This is a genomic window from Parafilimonas terrae (assembly GCF_900115755.1).
GTDB lineage: Bacteria > Bacteroidota > Bacteroidia > Chitinophagales > Chitinophagaceae > Parafilimonas > Parafilimonas terrae.
This window is the reverse complement of sequence record NZ_FOXQ01000001.1, coordinates 696,020-714,200: the sequence shown is the minus strand read 5'-3', so window position 1 is coordinate 714,200 and position 18,181 is coordinate 696,020. Positions and strand designations below refer to the sequence as shown.

14 protein-coding genes are annotated in these 18,181 nt (G+C 39.6%); 12 read left to right on the top strand and 2 right to left on the bottom strand.

Annotated features, from left to right (window positions below):
• The first annotated feature begins 10 nt into the window (after positions 1–10).
• Positions 11–649, top strand: coding sequence for a DNA-3-methyladenine glycosylase family protein (locus BM015_RS03105; RefSeq protein WP_090655209.1), 639 nt, complete (start codon positions 11–13; stop codon positions 647–649).
• Between the two features lies 1 nt (position 650).
• Here BM015_RS03105 and BM015_RS03100 read toward each other — a convergent pair whose 3' ends face one another.
• Positions 651–1,421, bottom strand: a complete 771-nt coding sequence (locus tag BM015_RS03100; RefSeq protein WP_090654366.1) for a DUF5995 family protein — start codon at positions 1,419–1,421, stop codon at positions 651–653.
• Positions 1,422–1,626: 205 nt separating this feature from the next.
• Between BM015_RS03100 and BM015_RS03095 the strand changes: the two genes are divergently transcribed.
• Positions 1,627–2,007, top strand: coding sequence for a BlaI/MecI/CopY family transcriptional regulator (locus BM015_RS03095; protein WP_090654364.1), 381 nt, complete (start codon positions 1,627–1,629; stop codon positions 2,005–2,007).
• Positions 2,008–2,012: 5 nt separating this feature from the next.
• Positions 2,013–3,527: a M56 family metallopeptidase gene (locus BM015_RS03090; protein ID WP_090654362.1), complete on the top strand. Its 1,515-nt coding sequence runs from the start codon at positions 2,013–2,015 to the stop codon at positions 3,525–3,527.
• 76 nt (positions 3,528–3,603) lie between these two features.
• On the opposite strand, the gene queA is transcribed toward BM015_RS03090, so the two are convergent.
• Entirely contained in the window at positions 3,604–4,653 is a 1,050-nt protein-coding gene (gene queA, locus BM015_RS03085) for a tRNA preQ1(34) S-adenosylmethionine ribosyltransferase-isomerase QueA (RefSeq protein ID WP_090654358.1), read from the bottom strand.
• Between the two features lie 290 nt (positions 4,654–4,943).
• Here queA and BM015_RS03080 point away from each other — a divergent pair, with 290 nt between their 5' ends.
• The 9 genes from BM015_RS03080 to BM015_RS03040 all read left to right on the top strand — a co-directional run bounded on the left by BM015_RS03080 (position 4,944) and on the right by BM015_RS03040 (position 18,180).
• The gene (locus tag BM015_RS03080) at positions 4,944–6,236 is read left to right on the top strand and encodes a M28 family metallopeptidase (RefSeq protein WP_090654356.1); all 1,293 of its coding nucleotides are present in this window, start codon (positions 4,944–4,946) and stop codon (positions 6,234–6,236) included.
• Positions 6,237–6,466: 230 nt separating this feature from the next.
• Entirely contained in the window at positions 6,467–7,147 is a 681-nt protein-coding gene (locus BM015_RS03075) for a YceI family protein (protein ID WP_090654354.1), read from the top strand.
• A 134-nt stretch (positions 7,148–7,281) separates the two neighbouring features.
• The gene (locus tag BM015_RS03070) at positions 7,282–7,644 is read left to right on the top strand and encodes a hypothetical protein (RefSeq protein WP_090654352.1); all 363 of its coding nucleotides are present in this window, start codon (positions 7,282–7,284) and stop codon (positions 7,642–7,644) included.
• A 130-nt stretch (positions 7,645–7,774) separates the two neighbouring features.
• On the top strand, positions 7,775–8,482 hold the full coding sequence (locus BM015_RS03065) for a DUF481 domain-containing protein (RefSeq protein ID WP_245751189.1): 708 nt from the start codon (positions 7,775–7,777) through the stop codon (positions 8,480–8,482).
• Positions 8,483–8,662: 180 nt separating this feature from the next.
• Positions 8,663–9,817: a patatin-like phospholipase family protein gene (locus BM015_RS03060; RefSeq protein WP_090654348.1), complete on the top strand. Its 1,155-nt coding sequence runs from the start codon at positions 8,663–8,665 to the stop codon at positions 9,815–9,817.
• A gap of 174 nt (positions 9,818–9,991) precedes the next feature.
• Positions 9,992–10,546 carry a hypothetical protein gene (locus tag BM015_RS03055; RefSeq protein WP_090654346.1) on the top strand — a complete coding sequence of 185 codons (555 nt, stop codon included), beginning with the start codon at positions 9,992–9,994 and terminating at the stop codon, positions 10,544–10,546.
• A gap of 107 nt (positions 10,547–10,653) precedes the next feature.
• A complete protein-coding gene (locus BM015_RS03050) occupies positions 10,654–12,024 on the top strand; it encodes a TRAFs-binding domain-containing protein (RefSeq protein ID WP_090654343.1) in 1,371 nt (456 codons plus the stop codon).
• A 32-nt stretch (positions 12,025–12,056) separates the two neighbouring features.
• Positions 12,057–12,776, top strand: a complete 720-nt coding sequence (locus tag BM015_RS03045) for a hypothetical protein (RefSeq protein ID WP_143075733.1) — start codon at positions 12,057–12,059, stop codon at positions 12,774–12,776.
• 85 nt (positions 12,777–12,861) lie between these two features.
• Entirely contained in the window at positions 12,862–18,180 is a 5,319-nt protein-coding gene (locus BM015_RS03040) for a CHAT domain-containing protein (protein WP_090654339.1), read from the top strand.
• Position 18,181 lies beyond the last annotated feature (1 nt).

Sequence of the window (18,181 nt, the reverse complement as noted above, 5' to 3'; positions counted from 1 at the left end):
TATCATTATTATGCTTCACACATACAGCAAAAAAGATTTTCATACAATATGCCATACGCTGGCTGCTAAAGATGCCGACCTGAAAGGTATTATGGAAAGATGGGGATTGCCGCCAATGTGGACGAGGCCTGCTATATTTCAGTCGCTTGTGCTTACCATTCTTGAACAACAGGTTTCATTGGCTTCGGCTTATGCGGCTTTCAGTAAACTAAAAACCAAAATTGGTTTTATTACGCCCAAAAAGATAATGGCATTATCTGATGAAGATTTGAAAGCCTGTTATTTCAGCCGGCAAAAAATGGTATATGTGCGGGCTTTGGCGGAAGCGGTTATTTCAAAGAAGGTCAATCTTAAAAAAATAAACCTTGCAACAGATGAAGAAATACGTACAACGCTAAAACAAATAAAAGGTATTGGCGACTGGACTGTGGATGTGTACCTGATGCATGCTTTGCAGCGTGCCGATCTTTTTCCTTTGGGCGATATTGCTTTGGTGAACAGTTTAAAGCATATAAAACAATTGCATGCGGCTATTACCAGGGAAGAAATGCTTGCCATTGCTGAAGGCTGGCGGCCATACAGAACGGTTGCATCTATGCTGCTGTGGCATGATTATATTAAAAGGAAAAATATTACGGTGTTGGGATAAATTATACGGTTGTTACTTCTTCATTCAGCTTGTTAATTTTAGAAGCTGTTGTTCCCGTTTCAAATAACCGCAATGCATACATAACGGTGGATGACCACGCGCCGGGGTTTAAAATGCGGTTGCCAAAAGCATTCACTTTTTTATCACGTTCAGTTATATACGCCTGCTGCGCATTTTCGGTTAGCAATGGTGCATAAGCCAAAGCAACCTGCCAGGCAGCTTCCCTCGCAACGATCATGGAAAACCCTGCCATAGAATTTTCAAGATCGCCGGTATTCAATTTTGCAAGTAATTTACTAAGTGGCCACATGGAAAACAGCTTAAGTTTTACATCATTTATCATAGCGATGAGCAAAGCATTTATCTTCAGGAAGTCATTATGAATATCATTGATTTTATCGCCCGGTGAAATGATAGCTGTAGCAATGCCAAGGTCAAGGCTGATATGCGCATTCATTCCCAGCAATAAATGATGCATTACCATTGGTTTCCATTGTTTGGTTGCATCAAAAGCAAGCTGCCACGAAGCAGTGCAGGTTTTTCCATTAGCATAAGCGTTATAGGCATCGAGGTAGCGGTTGGCAAATAATACATCCAGCTTTTCCATGCGCGGGCCATCATCAAAGTAACCCTCATTAATCTTTTGCGCAACAGATTCTGTTACACACCTGTATAATACGGCAAAATAACCCATCCTGCTGCCGGTGTTAATTGAATGATCAACAATTTCATTAAGCTGTTCTATTACTTCCCGAATACTTGATGCTGCCATGATGTTAGTTTTTCTGTTGCGGTTTTTTGCGATTAAAACTAAGTATTAAACCGGGAATGAATATTCTTGTAATAAAGGCATGGTTTAAATGTTGCTGTGAAAGGGTTTTTTATTGCTTGCTGCATTTTACCGGTCATCAAAAAATTTTTTCTTAACGTTCATTTTACGAATATAATCGTACATTGCCTTTGTTAAAATAATAATAATGAATACTACGAAAGCTTTAAAACCCACGGATAGTGAGTTGGAGATACTGCGGGTTTTGTGGGATAAAGGTGAAGCCACTGTGCGGGAAGTGCATGAAGAACTGGCGGCAACGAAAGATTGTGGTTACACAACCACGCTTAAACTAATGCAGATTATGTTTGAAAAAGGCCTGGTTATCCGCGATGACAGCAGCCGCACACATATTTACCAGGCCAATGTGAGCCGTGAAAAAACGCAGCAGCAACTGGTAAATAAAATGGTGGATACTTTATTCAGCGGCTCAAGGTCTCAATTGGTAATGCAGGCGCTTGGTTCTCATACGCCAAGCAAGGAGGAGTTGAACGAAATACAGCAACTATTGGATAGTCTCAAAAAATAACTAACGTGCAGTTGTTCTCTGAATCATCTTTTTTACAGGCATTAGCTTACAGCCTTATTGCAAGCGTGTGGCAGATGGGGGTTTTGTGGCTTGCGGTGATTGTGGTTTTGAGAAGTTTTAAACTTTCTGCTGCACAAAAATTTAATCTTGCTTATGGTGCTCAGTTAAGTGGTTTTGCTTTGTTTATTTATACATGCATCAATGCCTATAAAACCGGCGCCGGTAAAATAATCGTTACTTCGGCCAATGCAGAATTTTTAACGAATGCAGGTTCTTTTATTAATGCAGTAATGCCTTATGCCGCGGCTTTATATTTAGGTATATTACTGTATAAACTTGTAAAGCTTTCGTTTGTATTTGGAAATACACAGCAACTAAAAAAGCAGGGCCTCAAAAAAATTGCTGCTGAGCAAAGAATATTTGTTCAGGAATGCACGCAATTATTTTCTATACACAGAAAAGTAAAAATTTATTTATCGGAAAAAGTTATTTGCCCGCTCACAACAGGCTTTCTTAAACCGGTTATTTTAATTCCAATTGCGGCTGTTAATCATCTTTCAACGCAGCAGCTTGAAGCCGTTATATTGCATGAACTTGCTCATATAAAACGCGCCGATTATCTTTTGTATATTCTTCAAAACCTTGTTGAAAAAATATTCTTCTTTAATATTTTTTCGATAATGCTGGGAGAAATTATAGAAAGGGAAAGAGAAAATGCCTGTGATGACTGGGTATTGCAGTTCCGGTATAATTCAATGCACTATGCCGAAGCTTTGTTTAAGCTTGGCAGGTTAAAGGCTATGCCTGCAATAGCTATGCCGCTGCAGGGCAGAAAGGAAAACCTGCTGCTGTTTAGAATAAAAAGATTGTTGCATAACGATAAAACATATCATCAGGCAATTGGTTTCCGGCCTGTTTTGTTCGGGTTATTCAGTTTAATTATAGCTGCGGGTATGCTCGTTTCACCATCTGTCAATAAAAAAGCAGATAATGCTTTTCAACCGGTAAATGTTGACGAAATTAATATTGCATCTGCTCCACAGGTTGTGAATGTAACGGTGAATAAAGAGGAAGAATCTGCTGAAAAATTATCTGAAAGCAAAGTAGCTCAAAAAAGGCCTGACATTAAGCAGCAACAAAAGACAAAAAAGGAAGCGGCTCCCAAAGCAGAAAAGGCTGCTACAGAGATTGCACTGAAACAAGCCGAATATGAATTGGCGCTTAAGCAGAATTATCTTTATAATGTAAGCCGGCAATTAGATTCTTTGCGGTTAGCCATACCGGAAGTTAAACAGGCTGTGGCAGCAAATGTGCAGCTTAATACAGAGCAATTGCAGAAAGCCATTTCCTATCAAAACTTTAAGCAACTTGAAGCAATGCTTGCTGCAACCGGTGATTCAATTTCTGTAAAAGAAAGTAAGGATTCAAAAGGCAGTTATAAAAAACTAATCACCATAGAATCTTTTGATAAGAATGGCAACAAGCATGTTTATTCCGTAGTTGTTGAACTTTATCAATAACCTGTTATCATAAATAATTGCAATAAAAAACCGGCTGATAAAATCAACCGGTTTTTTTTCAGCTTTAAACCTTTTCTTAGATAATCAGCATGGCATCGCCGTAACTAAAGAAACGGTATTTATCTTTTATTGCTTTTTTATAAGCTTCTATTATAAGATCGTAGCCGGCAAATGCGCAAGCCATAATCAACAAACTTGTTTTTGGCAAATGGAAATTAGTAACCAGGCTGTCTGCAACATTAAAGTTATATGGCGGATGAATAAAAATATTTGTCCAGCCTTCACTTGGCTTTAAAAGTTTTTGTGCAGTAAAACTTGTTTCCATGGCGCGCATGGTAGTGGTGCCGATGGAACAAATGCGATGACTGGTTTCTTTTGCCTTATTTACAATCTGGCAGCATTCTTCATCAATGCGGTAATATTCAGCATCCATTTTATGTTTGCTGAGGTCTTCCACTTCTATTGGGCGAAAAGTGCCAAGGCCGGTGTGCAGCGTAAGTTCGGCAAACCGAATGCCTTTTATTTCGCAGCGTTTTATCAGTTCCCTGCTAAAATGAAAACCTGCTGTTGGCGCAGCCACGGCGCCTTCATTTTTTGCATACACTGTTTGATAACGTTCTTTATCTTCTTCGTCAGGCTTGCGTTTAATGTATTTAGGCAGTGGTGTTTCACCTAAAAATTCGAGCATATTGCGAAAGCTTGCATCATCGCCCTCCCACAAAAAGCGAATGGTTCTGCCACGGCTTGTTGTGTTGTCAATTACTTCGGCAACCAGTTCATCGTTTTCACCAAAATATAATTTATTGCCTACGCGTATCTTCCTTGCGGGATCTACAATTACATCCCAGAGGCGGTTAGGTTTATTCAACTCACGCAGCAAAAACACTTCAATGCGGGCGCCGGTTTTTTCCTTGCGGCCATACATGCGGGCCGGAAAAACCTTGGTGTTATTTACCACGAAAACATCTTTGTCGTCAAAATAATCGAGAATGTCTTTAAAATGTTTGTTTTCAAGTTGCCCTGTCTGGCGGTGCACAACCATCATGCGGCTGTCTTCACGGCGCTTTGTAGGGTTTTGTGCGATAAGATTAAGAGGAAGGTCAAAACGGAATTGAGAAAGTTTCATCTGAATGTTTTGTTTTTTCTATTGCAGATGAAATGCCAGATACATTAAATGCGGCATTTCAAGTGTTATTTTCTAAAATATGTGCCACATTCAAACCGCTTCCGCCTTACGGGGCGGTTAAAACGTATGCCTTTCAAAAATAAAGGCTGCAAAGGTAATTTAAAAAGATATATCAAAAAGGGTTTAACAAGAAAATAGAATTTGACCGGTTACAGGTATTTAGTATTGTCAATTTTTGGCTTAAAAATAAAACCTGCCTTTATCTTTATCCTCTTTTTAAACCTATTTATATGCGGAAGGAATTTTTATTGTTATTACTGTTAGTTGGGTTCAATATAGCTTTACCGGCACAGGATATTAATAAGATAATTACGGTTTCAGAATTTGAACGTATTGAAAAAGTCTTGTCTTCCGATGCTATGCAGGGCCGTAAAACTTTTTCGCCAGGCATAGCCGCTGCATCTGGTTTTATTGAAAATGAATTCAAACAAACAGGATTGCAATTCCTTCCGGGCTTAAACAGTTACCGCCAGGTTTTTTATATGGCTGAAACAAAAAACAATACCGCCAATGTTACAATTGATGGTGTTGCCATTGCTGATTCAAACCTCGCCGTTATTTCGTTCGCCCCCGCTGTAAGCCTCACACAAAATGATGAAGTTGAAATTGTGCATATTGATTCTGCGGCAGAATTGCGCAGCAAAATAGGCCAGGTATTTGGCAGCGATAAAAACCAGTTGGTGCTGGCTGATAATTCTTTAAAACGGTTCGCAGGCAGGTTAGTGAACATGGCAAGCTCTTCTATGGATTCATCGTCCAAATCAATTGTAATTGTTTTTGGTATTAAAGAAGCAAATGAATTTGCTATAAAGCTGAATAATACCATTACTAAAAAGGAACTGAACAATGTTGTGGGTATTTTACCGGGCAAAACCAAACCTGATGAATATGTTGTTTTCTCAGGCCATTACGATCATCTTGGTATTGGCAAGCCCGATGCAACCGGCGATTCAATTTATAATGGCGCCAACGATGATGCGGCCGGAACCACGGCGGTAATCCTGCTGGCGAAATACTTCAAGGCATTAAATAATAATGCGCGCACATTAATATTTGTAACATTTACTGCGGAAGAAATAGGCGGTTTTGGCTCTGAATATTTTTCTAACCAGCTCGATCCTGCCAAAGTAATGGCTATGTTTAATATTGAAATGATTGGTACGGAGAGTAAATGGGGAACCAATTCTGCTTATATAACCGGTTATGAAAAAACCGATATGGGCAAAATCCTTGAAAAAAATCTTGAAGGCAGCAAGTTTAAATTTTATCCTGATCCATATCCTGAACAACAATTATTTTACAGGTCTGATAATGCCACGCTGGCAAGAAAAGGCGTTCCTGCGCATACTATTTCCACGTCAAAAATGGATTCTGAAAAATATTATCATACCCAAAAAGATGAAATTGGAACACTCGACCTGGATAATATGGCAGAAATAATTAAGTCAGTTGCTGCCAGTTCTGTTTCTATTATCTCAGGAAAAGATACGCCTACCCGTGTAAATACAAGCGAGCTGAGATAGACATAAACCCAGCTTTCAAAAATTTATCTGCCGGCCTTCCCGGGTTTAGGCAATGAGTTGATTTTTATCGTATGTATAAACATCTTCCATTTTATTTAACATTTTTTTGGTATAGTATAACTAATTAATATATAACGTTTTATTTCTTTAAAATAAAAATATACGAATAAGTAGCCAAAATGCATGTATAAACACTTAATTTTGCATCGTTAATTAAAACACACATACCAATGAGTAAGATTAAACAACTGATTTTTATTTTTTCAGCAGCAGTGATTACGCTAACCGCATGTACGAGTTCATCGGATAAAGCTTCAACAACTTCTGAACAGGAAGCTGCGGCAGCAACCGGCAAAGAATATTTGGCCGATATTAATAATAGCCTTGTTAACTGGAGAGCAACCCATAAAGGCGGGTTTGCGCCCAGGTACGGTACGCTTAAAATTGCCGGCGGCAACATTGCCGTTGAAAACGGTGCTGTAACAGGTGGGAACTTTACGGTTGATGTAAACAGCTTATGGGTTGATTCAGCTTCTGTTACAGAAAAAGATAAAAAAGCAATTAACCTGCAGAACCATTTAAAAAGCCCTGATTTCTTTGATGCTGCAAAATACTCAACTGCAAAGTTTGTGGTAACAGGCGTGGCCCCTTATGATTCTTCAAAGGTAACAAGCCTCACAGATGGCGCCACTCACCTGGTAAGCGGTAACCTTACTATAAAAGACAGCACGATCAATATAACTTTTCCTGCAAAAATTACTGTAAGTGATTCAAACGTTGATATCGCAGCAAAGTTTGCGGTTGACAGAACTTCATGGGGACTTAGGTATGGCGCGGAAGGAAACCCTGCAGACTGGATGGTTAGCAAGGATTTTGAACTAGGACTGGATGTAAAAGCAACAGCAAAATAAGCAAGGGTTTTTGTGATATGAAGAGGCCTGGAAGCACATTTCCGGGCCTTTTTCTATATATATATTTTCGGTAAACATGCTGAGTTTGAATTGCTCAACAGGAACGGACTAATCAGAATATATTAAATTTATGTATGGAAAAATACCAAATAATTGAAGCCATAATTTTAATGCCCAAACGATTTAAAGATGGAGTATTGTCAATGTTTTCTTTACTAAAAGAAAGTGGATATTTTAAATATTATAAAGAAATTACTGAAAATGATATTAGTGAGATTCTCACTAATCATTCCGAAAATGTAGATTGCTGGTTGGCCTGGTCTCAAGATAAACGCACGGGACCTGGATGGTATTTCGAGAAAAAACAAAATGGCGAAAGCTATACTGTAGCTCACTATCCTCCGAAAACTAACTTTGATACAATTATCTCTCTGAATGCTATAGAAGCCTGTGCCGCTTTTATTAAAAGAGAAATTGAAGACATTCGAAGAAGCTAATAAGCCTGCTGTGTTAGGTTGTTGGTAATACAGCAGAAACAGATAAGCCATATCTCACAGCGCCATTCATAAAATTTTGAGATTGTATTTTCGCCGCGTTATGCTGAAAAGAAAATTATGTTTATGCTGTTTGATATTATTAAGCACCATTTCAATACATGCGCAGTTCAATGACAGCACTCAACATTATTTAAAGTTTGCCTCTACCGGCGTAATAAATAAAACCAATGAAAACAGTTCTTATGTTTTGAAGAACACGCTGAACTTTAATGCCCAGAAAAAACGCCTTAGTTACAATACTTTTTTAGGATGGGTTTATGGCGAGCAGCATAAGGAACTCACCAATAACGATCTTAATGTAAACGGCACCATTGATCTTAACAAAAACATACACAAACTGTATTACTGGGGCTTGCTGAATTTTGATAAAAGCTATTCGCTTAATATCAATTACCGCTTGCAGGCCGGCGCTGGAATTGCTTACACCATTATCGACAGCCCTTCCATCAAGATCAATGTAAGCGATGGAATCTTGTATGAAAAAGGCGACCTTATTGATGCTACTATTGGTAAAGATGTTTACCAGGTTCCCCGTAATTCATTCCGCCTTACTTACCGGTGGACGATCTATGACAGGCTTCAGATTGAAGGCATTCATTTTTACCAGCCTTCACTCGTTGCCTTTAATGACTATATTATCCAGTCAACCAATAACGTCTCCATCAAACTGAATAAATGGCTGAATATAGCTGCCTCTTTATTGTATAATGAAGTAAGCCGCACCCATCGCAATAACCTGCTGTTTACTTATGGCCTCACCATAGAAAAATATTTTTAGCAATCTCATAATCCAGAGCTCAAAGCTTTCAGCAAAACATATATTATTTTTCCTCAATCCAATAAATCAATATATTAGCACAGCTAACGTTTCAAATCTCCATTATCCTTATGTTTTCAGCGTATAGAAAAATTACGTCTATACAATTTAAACTGATTAATAAAATTTAAATTAATAACCATGTCAATCTGGGGGCCATTACAGCAACGCTATGAAACATCGCAACCAAGAAAAATACTCTCACTGGATGGCGGCGGCATACGCGGCGTGCTTGCACTTGAAATTTTACTTGAACTCGAAACGCAGTTAAGGGCTGCATTAAATGCAGATGAAAAATTTGTGCTGGCTGATTATTTCGATTACATCGGCGGTACAAGCACAGGTGCTATAATAGCGGCTGGTTTATCGTTGGGTAAATCTGCGCAGGAAATGCTTGACTTTTATCAGCAGAAAGGAGAGGCAATGTTTGATAAAGCTTTCCTGCTTAAAAGGGTTAAATATTTTTATAATGACGGGCCGCTGTTGCAGGAATTGAAAAACACATTCGGCTCAGGAAATATCAACTTGCAATCCGGCGCTTTTAAAACATTGTTGCTGGTAGTAACCATGAACCGCTCAACAGATTCACCCTGGCCCATCAGCAATAATCCATTGGCAAAATTTAATGATCCTTCTTTGCCCGACTGCAATTTGCAGATTCCTTTATACCAGTTAGTGCGGGCCAGCACAGCAGCGCCTGCTTATTTCAGGCCTGAAACATTACAGTGGGATCCAAAAGATCCCGATAAAACTTTTGTATTCGTTGATGGCGGCGTTACGCCTTATAATAACCCTGCATTTTTAATGTACCGCATGGCTACGCAGGTGCCGTATAATCTTAACTGGAAAACAGGCGAGAAGGAATTGCTTGTCGTTTCCGTTGGCACCGGTTCTGCACCAAGCCCCGGCGTATATGATAACCTGCTTGAAACTTTAAAAGAACTGCCCAACAATTTAATGTATGCCATGCAGGTTGACCAGGATATAAACTGCCGAACTGTAGGCCGGTGTGTTTTTGGCGCCCCGATAGATTTGGAATTAGGCGATATGATACCGCTTGGCACTGATGGTAAAATGTTATCGCTTGCCAGCGATGCAAGCCGCCATTTTACTTATGCAAGATATAACGCTAACCTGAGTGCAGAAGGTTTGAAAAATGCAGGGCTTGGCCATATTGATAGCGATAATGTAAGGGAGATGGACTCGACAAAATATATTCCCCAGTTGCGTGAAGTGGGCCGCACCGTGGGTAAACAGCAGGTAAATGTGAAAGCACATTTTGCCGGTTTTATTTAATTGAATTGTTGAATTATTTTTTGGCAAACCGGCAAATAGGCTTCGATTGTATTTTATTGTTTATCTGTTCCGGTTTTAATCAGGACATTTTTGTACTGAAGTATTTTATAAGGCTGCGGTTTCTGGTTTATTCTTTCGTAAGCAATAATTTAAAAATTATAGTCAGCAATACGCATGAAGCATTTTATTTTATTCACCGGCCACATGATAGATGCACAAAACAGGCAAACACCAAGATTTCCTGCACACAAAGAAGAAAAAGCCAGGCGAGAAATAAAACTGCGTTTATTCCATCAGAAATTAATAATAGAATCACCATTGCAGGGCATTGCAAGCGGCGCATGCGGCGGCGATATATTGTTTCATGAAACCTGTGTGCAGCTTGGCATTCCTTCAGAAATTTATTTACCTGTGCCACCGGGAGAATTTAAAAAAGGCTCTGTGTCGTTTGCCGGTAAACAATGGGATGAACGTTTTGATAAGCTGCTTAAACAATTGCCTTATTATGTGTTGCCAGAAGATAAAGGAGATGCTGCCAACATGAATATTTATGAGCGCACCAACGAATGGATGCTGGAAAAAACGTTAGCCGGCGGCGGCAAAAACATGAGCATGATTGCTTTATGGGATGGTGGCGGCGGCGATGGAAAAGGTGGCGCCAAAGGCATGATTAATATGGCAAGAGAAAAAGGCGCTGCTGTTGGGATTATTGATATAAAAAAAATATAACAGCAGTTTATTTTCCTGTAGCCAATTGGGAAAAACCACTGTATGGTTCGCTCTGAAATTAAAGATGTTTATGCCTGCAATTCAGTTTAATTACTAATAATTAGGTTATGAAAACATGTTTTGTTGTTATGGGGTTTGGAAAGAAAACAGACTTTGAAACAGGCCGTGTGCTGGACCTTGACAAATCGTATAAAAACATGATAAAGCCTGCTGTGGAAGCTGCCGGCCTTTCATGCATCCGCGCCGATGAAATTGTGCATTCCGGCGTAATAGATGTGCCTATGTACGACCAGCTTTTAAAAGCCGACGTGGTGGTTGCCGATCTTTCAACTTCCAACAAAAATGCTATTTATGAATTAGGCGTGCGGCATGCATTGCGGCCTTATACAACCATTATTATTTGCGAAGATGGATTTAAAGTTTTTCCATTCGATATCAATCACATCACCATCCGTCAATATCATCATTTGGGAGAAGATATTGGCTTTGACGAAGTAATGCGGTTCAGAGAGCAGTTAACAAAAGCAGTAAAAGAAATTTCTGAAAATAGTTCTCCTGATAAAGACAGCCCGGTTTATACTTTCCTGCCGGCATTAATGCCACCGGAAATAGAAGTGGTAAGAGCAGCAGCGGTTGCAGCAACTGTATCGCCGCAGGCCCCGCAACCTCCGGCCGCGCCGGACCAGACGCACAGCGCTTTAATGCAGCAAGTGGATGATGCACAAAAAAAGGAAGATTGGATTACAGCAAAAGCCCTGCTTTCTACTATACGAAATATGATTAACGAAGAAGTAAAAAGAAAACAGGCGGGAGCAACTGTGAAAGTGATCGATCAGCCGGAAGACCCATACTTATTGCAAAGGCTGGCGCTGGTAACTTATAAAAGCAAATTTCCCACGGAAAAAGATGCTTTAACAGAAGCGCATCATTTACTCAATTTAATGAATCCTGAAACTTCCAACGACACGGAAACGCTTGGCCTGTGGGGCTCTGTGCATAAACGGCTTTGGGAAATAACCAAACAGCTTAGCTATTTAAATGAAGCTATCCGCGCTTATAAAAGAGGGTTTTATTTAAGGAATGATTATTACAACGGTATTAATTATGCTTTTCTTTTAAATGCAAGGGCGGTGCAGCTTACAGACCATGCGGAAGCCATTACAGACTTTATTAATGCCCGCAGAACAAGAATAGAAGTTGCAGCAATATGTGAGGAATGGTTTGAGAAAAATCCGATGCCTGATGAACAAAAACTAACACCGGATATATTAAGTGATTATCTTAAAACATGGTATTGGGTAAAGGCTTCGCAGGCGGAAGCATTTGTTGGCCTGGATGAAGATGATAAAGCGCAAGCTGCATTGAATGCCGCCTATGCAAAAGCGCCGGAAACATGGATGAAGAATAGTACGGAAGAACAAATTGTTAAACTGAAAACATTTCTTGGAGATTCTCCTTTAAAGTTTATAACACAATAAAAATTTAATAAACACACTTAAAATTTCATACTATGATCGACTTCCAGCAAAACCTCTATATGGAGGAATATAATTTTAAAGAAACACAGGAGCTGCGTTCTGCTGTTCGCGGCGATATTCCCACTTCCGAACAAATAAGCGGCATTGAAGTGCGGCTTTCAAAAGCAGGTATCATTGATAATAAAACAAGGAAGTTTGGGCCTTTCCCGGGCCTTGCTACTATTTATTTTATGAACATTGTTTTATCTGATCTTTCCACTTCTGAAATTGATTTAAATCTTAACGGATTTGAAAAGGTGGATGATAAGCAAACACTGGCTGTTGACCGGACTTTATTTTACTGGAAAAAAACAGATGATACGCCAAAGCCTCCTTCACAAATTCATATCATGTCATCGCTTTTAAAAAGCAAAAAAGGATTACGCGACACAGCCGCCGTTGTGGCATCAGCAAAAGATGATAACAATTTTAAAGACCTTACATCGCAATTAGGTTCTTTGTTAAAAACAGCTTCCAGTTTTACAACCATCAGTGGTATTGTTTTCCAGGTGGCAGGCATTGTGGGCAATTTGCTTAAAGACGTGGAAGATAAACCTTTGCTCACCCGCTTTCAAAGCTTTACAGATTTGGGCGGCAACTTTAACCAGTTGGGCAGAACGGATAATCCTTTTACTAACCGTTATGCAGAACTGGATTATTCCATTTACATAAGGGACGTACAACGGCAAAAAGAGGCGGATGCCAATCAATAAAATTTTACGGCATATTCCAATTTACATTATCTGATTTTTATTATCCTGTCAATAACAACATCTCTTCTTTCTTAACCAGTAAATCATGAAAACATTAAAGCTCTCCGTTAACGGAGAAAAACAAGACGTAGCGAAAATTAAAAACGAAACGCCGGGCATTGTATTAAAAGAAAGCATTCTTATATCTGCGGTGCAACGGGGAGGAGATGCTGAAAAGCCATTGCTCGAAATTGCGCCGGACAATCTTGTTGAATTAGTTTTTGATGATGATACAAAATGGTTATGCCCGCCCGACACACTCGAAGAATTATACCCGGGCAGCATTGTTCAGAAAAGAGATGGTGAAGCAGTACTGGAATTGCCTTCGGAATTAGAACACCCTGATGCGAACCGCTCTCTATTTGGAAAAATTGCATTGAAAGTGCTGAACCTTTTTGTAAAGGAAAAGGGTGCAGGCGCCATAATGGGTGAGCTTGCAAAAGACCTCGAAAAAAAACAATTAGGCAGCCTGCGTGGCCTGGTGAGAATCACAAAAGATTTTGATCTTGTGAAGCCGGATGGTATTGATGCATCAAGGCCATTCGTTTTATTCATACACGGTACCAACTCTTCAACAACGGGTTCTTTTGCCGAGTTAAAAGGCACAAGCCTATGGGATTATATTGTAAGCAGCTATGGCAATAACATACTCGCATTGCAGCATGAAACATTAACCAAAAGCCCGCTCGAAAATGCGGTGGATTTAATAAACCAGTTACCCAAAAATGCCATCCTTCATATTATAACGCATTCGCGTGGCGGTTTGGTTGGCGAAATTTTATGCCGCTTCAGCAATGGTGTTGTTATGGGTTTTTCTGAACAGGAAAAGAGTTTGCTGAATGAAGAAGAAAGAAGTGATGATATTAAGCAAATAGAATTGCTTCAGCAGCTAAGCCCGCAGAAAAAATTTATTGTCAATAAATTCATTCGTGTTGCCTGCCCTGCCGGCGGAACAACTATAATTTCAAAACGGCTCGATCATTTTTTCAATATCAGCTTAAACCTGCTTGGCCTTATTCCGGGTTTTGCCATAAGCCCCGTGTATGCAGCTATGAAGAGCCTCTTAGTGGCATTGGTAGATCAAAAGAATGATATAAATGTTTTGCCTGGCCTCGAAGCCATGAAACCGGATTCGCCGTTTATTACGGTACTTAATAATCAAAACAATCAAAGCGGTAGTATTTTGCTAAGCAACCCTGTTATAGCGATAGCAGGTAATTGCAAAACAAAGCTTAACCTTAAAGCGCTTGTTATAATTGCAAGCAAGCTTTTTTACCTTGAAGAAAACGATCTTGTTGTAAACACCAAATCCATGTACTGCGGTTCCAAACGCTTAAACAAGCTGGAGTATTTTTTTGATGAAGGCGCAGACGTAGATCATTTCAGTTATTTTAAAAACAAGAAAACGAATGAAGCTATTTTGCTTGCGCTCAAAACAGTTGCAGGACCTGTAACCGGCTTTTCGGAATTTTCAAGAGGCGCCATTGGTGAAGCCGAAAGAAATGCTGCGCTTGGCCTTGACGGCGGTGAATATTCAACAGGAGAACCTTCCGGCAAAAAGCCTGTAGTGATTTTATTGCCTGGCATAATGGGTTCTTCTTTAACCAACAGCAATGGTCTTTTATGGATCAATTATTTTAAGTTTCTCACCGGCGGGTTAAGTAACCTTGCTTTAGATAATAACGATATATCCACTTCTTCCATTATTAAAACATCGTATAAAAAACTGGGCGATGCTTTGGCTGATAAGTATGATGTGGTAACGTTTGCGTTTGACTGGCGTTTATCCCTAAAAGAATCTGCAGCAAAATTTAATGATAAGATCATTGCCTTATTAAAACTTAACCAGCCCATTAAAATTGTAGGCCATTCAATGGGCGGCGTGCTGGTGCGGGATTTCATGGTTTTTCATCCTGATACATGGGAGAAGTTAAATGCGACTAAAGATTTTAGATTATTATTCCTTGGTTCTCCGCTTGGCGGTTCATTCCGCATAAACACCGTGCTTTTTGGTGAAGATGATATCATTAATAAACTAAGTAAAATTGATATTGTTCATTCTAAAAAGAAGCTGATAAAAATGTTTGCCACTTTTCCCGGCATACTCAACCTTTTGCCATTTAATACAGATAAAGAAAATGACTTTACTGATATTGGAATATGGAAAAAAATGTGTGATGCTTTTGGTGATACTGACTGGCCTGTAGCCGGTGAAGAAAATAAAACGCTATTATCAGATTTTAAACAATACCGCGATACCGTTTTAAAAGCATCAAAAGATATTGATTACAGCAATGCCGTTTATATAGCCGGGCATGATAAACAAACGCCTTGCGGCTATAACATTGAAGAAACCATTCGCGGCAAGGAGCTTGTTTTTTACTGCACTGGCGAAGGCGACCAAAGTGTAACATGGGAGTCTGGTATTCCCAGGCCTATGATTGAAGCCGGTAAGGTTTATTATGTGAATTATTCGCATGGCGCTTTATCTAATACACCTGCTATTTTTAATGCTATAAAAGAGATACTGGAAAAAGGCGAAACAAATCTCATCAGTAAGAGCAGGCCTGTTATAAGAGGCGATAAAAAAGTATTCAGGAAGCCGGAAATCACTGATTTTGATCTTTCACCCGAAGGCCTCGCCAATACATTATTAAGCCTGCCGCCATCAGATGAAAAAATCAATACCAGCGACCTGCCCATAAAAGTATCGGTATCGCACGGCGATCTCAAATATGCATCTTATCCTGTTATAGCAGGTCATTTTAAAAATGATGGCGTGCTGTATGCTGAAGCCCGCATTGACGGTTTGCTAAATGGCATTTTATCGCAACAGCATAAGCTAGGTTTATATCCCGGCGAAATAGGAACGCATGACATACATCTTACTTACAGCGGCGATGGTTTTCCCGGCGCTATTATTATCGGTTTAGATGAGCCGGGAAATCTTACGGGTTTCGAACTGGCGAAATCCGCAGAGCTAAGTATTGAAAAATATCTTATAAAACTCATCAATAAACAAAACCTTAATTCGGGTTACCAGGTAAAGCAGCCGCTTGGCGTTACATCATTAATTATTGCCTGTGGATATGGCGGCCTCTCCGTTGAAAATTCAGTCGATTCAATTTTACAGGGCATCATTAATGCGAATACAAAAATCAGCAGTCTCTTTAAAGAAAAAGCAAAACAAATAGAATGCGTTGAATTTGTGGAACTCTATGAAGACACGGCTTTGCGGTGTATGTATGCCATACGCAGGCTGGGTAAAGAAGCTGGCGGCACTTTAAATATCACTATCACAAATAACACCTTAAATAAAATACCCGGCGCTAAAAAGCAAATGCTGCTTGATGAAACCAATGACTGGTGGAACCGCATAACCATAATAAAGCAGGAAAATAAAAAAGGTGAAATAACAGGCATGCGCTTTTCCATATCAACCAGTGCGGCAAGGGAAGACCTTAGAACTGTTTATACCTGCACCGGCATTGTTGATGATTTGATAAAAGAAATCTCAACTGACAATAACTGGACCGGCGAAAAAGCGCGGGCTATTTTTGAACTGCTTATACCAAACGATTTTAAGAGCCGGTTAAAAAAACATGGCAATATAATTTGGGTATTAGATGAATATACCGCAGGCTTTCCATGGGAATTGCTGCAGGATAAAAGCCAGGATGCAACACCGCTTTGTATAAATGCAGGCATGATACGCCAGTTGGCTACAGCTAACAGCAGGCTTGTAATAGATTCTGTTCCGGGAAGTACAGCATTGGTTGTTGGCGATCCTGATCTTAAAGGGTTTTTTCCTCAATTGCCGGGCGCTTATAAAGAAGCCGATGAAGTATCGAAATTATTAACCGGCCAGGGTTATAATGCAAGAACGCTGCTTAATGAATCTGCAGGAGCAATAGTGCCGGCTTTAGTTAGCGCAGATTACAAGATCATTCACCTGGCAGGCCACGGCGTTTTTAATGAAGACCCGGATAAACCTTCAGGCATGGTGATTGGCCAGAACAGTTTTCTTACCACTGCAGAAATAGCCCAAATGAGCACTACGCCTGAACTTGTGTTTGTTAACTGTTGTTTTCTTGGCAAAACAAGTGGTGTGGCTGAAGCGCTTTTCCAGGAACGATTTAAACTGGCTGCTAACATTGGTACGCAATTAATTAACAATGGCGTAAAAGCTGTTGTTGTTGCGGGCTGGGCTGTTGATGATGAAGCTGCTTTAACGTTCGCAATGAAGTTTTATGAATGCATGTTCCAGGGAAAAACTTTTGGCGAAGCCGTAAAAGCTGCAAGGGAAAATATATATCAGAATTACGGGAATAAGAATACCTGGGGCGCTTATCAAACTTATGGCGATCCTTTTTATAAATTGAATGAACGTGCAGGAAGCAGCGCAGTAAAAAGTTATATTATATCAGAGCAGGCGGAAACTGATCTGAATAATTTGCTGAGCGACTTAGATACGCCTGATGTAAATAAAGAAGCCATTAAAAACAAGCTTGCACAGATTATAAATGAAGTGGAAAAGCAAGAGCTGAGAACGCCGCGCATCACAGAAATGGAAGCTTTTATTTATAAAGCTTTAAACGACTATGAAGCAGCTATAAAAAAGTTTGAGGCATTGTTATATTCAGAAAATGCATCTTATTCATTTACTGCCGCGGAGCAATATTGTAACATAAGGATTAAGCATTTAATAACCGGTATTGACAATGGCTTGCCGACAGGCCCGGTGCAAAAAGAATTTGACAGGGCCATAGCAGACCTCCAGGCCTTAATTCATTTAAACCCATCGGCAGAAAGATATATACTGTTAGGCAGCGCTTTTAAAAGAAAAATTTATTTCTATAAAAACAATAAAGCAAAAGCGCAGCAGGCAATAGCATCTGCCTATAAGAATTACCTGCTGGCATTTGAAGCATCAAAAGAAAAAAATATTAATGCTTATATCAACTGGGCTTCGCTTAAAAACATACTCGTGCTGGCCGGCCTGGAAGCATGGGGTGAAAAAGAACCGGCTGCTATAATAAAACTGTTGAAAGAAACGAAGAACAGCATGCCTGAAGCCGTAATTGTTCATAATGATTATTGGAGCAGCATCATTATTTCAAACATAGAATTGTGCTTATGGATGTTAAAAGCTTCGGCAGAAAAAGGTAAAATGCCCGATACAAAAGATGTGATAAAAAGTTACCGTAAAGTTTGGGATGTAATAGGCAGCCCGGATCAGAAGAAGGTAGAAGTACAACATGTAAATGCTTTGATACAGGCTATTGAAATTTTAAAACCGGATCATTTTATATTGCCTGATCTAACAGCCTTGCGGGATAGTTTCAATGCTATGATAGATGGATAAA

What these genes read in the sequence shown, in the direction of transcription:
- BM015_RS03105 (WP_090655209.1), top strand. Translation starts at nt 11, where the DNA reads ATGCTTCACACATACAGCAAAAAAGATTTTCATACAATATGCCATACG.
- BM015_RS03100 (WP_090654366.1), bottom strand. Translation starts at nt 1,421, where the DNA reads ATGGCAGCATCAAGTATTCGGGAAGTAATAGAACAGCTTAATGAAATT.
- BM015_RS03095 (WP_090654364.1), top strand. Translation starts at nt 1,627, where the DNA reads ATGAATACTACGAAAGCTTTAAAACCCACGGATAGTGAGTTGGAGATA.
- queA (WP_090654358.1), bottom strand. Translation starts at nt 4,653, where the DNA reads ATGAAACTTTCTCAATTCCGTTTTGACCTTCCTCTTAATCTTATCGCA.
- BM015_RS03080 (WP_090654356.1), top strand. Translation starts at nt 4,944, where the DNA reads ATGCGGAAGGAATTTTTATTGTTATTACTGTTAGTTGGGTTCAATATA.
- BM015_RS03075 (WP_090654354.1), top strand. Translation starts at nt 6,467, where the DNA reads ATGAGTAAGATTAAACAACTGATTTTTATTTTTTCAGCAGCAGTGATT.
- BM015_RS03070 (WP_090654352.1), top strand. Translation starts at nt 7,282, where the DNA reads ATGGAAAAATACCAAATAATTGAAGCCATAATTTTAATGCCCAAACGA.
- BM015_RS03060 (WP_090654348.1), top strand. Translation starts at nt 8,663, where the DNA reads ATGTCAATCTGGGGGCCATTACAGCAACGCTATGAAACATCGCAACCA.
- BM015_RS03055 (WP_090654346.1), top strand. Translation starts at nt 9,992, where the DNA reads ATGAAGCATTTTATTTTATTCACCGGCCACATGATAGATGCACAAAAC.
- BM015_RS03050 (WP_090654343.1), top strand. Translation starts at nt 10,654, where the DNA reads ATGAAAACATGTTTTGTTGTTATGGGGTTTGGAAAGAAAACAGACTTT.
- BM015_RS03045 (WP_143075733.1), top strand. Translation starts at nt 12,057, where the DNA reads ATGATCGACTTCCAGCAAAACCTCTATATGGAGGAATATAATTTTAAA.
- BM015_RS03040 (WP_090654339.1), top strand. Translation starts at nt 12,862, where the DNA reads ATGAAAACATTAAAGCTCTCCGTTAACGGAGAAAAACAAGACGTAGCG.